The organism is Salinicoccus siamensis (assembly GCF_042429615.1).
GTDB classification, from domain to species: domain Bacteria; phylum Bacillota; class Bacilli; order Staphylococcales; family Salinicoccaceae; genus Salinicoccus; species Salinicoccus siamensis.
On record NZ_JBHMAH010000031.1, the window covers coordinates 309,294 to 309,638 of the forward strand.

Annotated in this window: 1 protein-coding gene; it reads right to left on the minus strand. The window is 51.3% G+C overall.

From position 1 onward, the window contains the following. The coding region (locus ACFFLE_RS10945) for a hypothetical protein (RefSeq protein ID WP_380572107.1) at window positions 1-345 on the minus strand (345 nt) is incomplete at both ends.

Below are 345 nucleotides of genomic sequence, written 5' to 3' on the forward strand. Positions count from 1 at the left end.
CTTGAAATCAGTGAGCAGCCGCCGGATGAAGTGTTTCGTCAGAGGGTCACGGCGTTGTTGTTCAAATAGGATGAGTTCAGTAAATCCGACATGATCCTTCTCGGCAATGCATTCTCGAAAACCAGCCACAAACGCATAGACGGGCTGGAGTTTCGGGTACTGTTGGAGGATACGGTCAATGATGTCGCGCTCGGCGTCCACTTCAAGGTGGTTCTGCCACAGTATGCGCCGAATGTCCCGACGGCTGTGATACTCAATGTCCAATGGGGCCGCCACCCGTTTCCGTTTTCGAAGATCGGCGACAAAATTTTTCACTGAACCGTAGGCCCCTTTATATCCAATCTT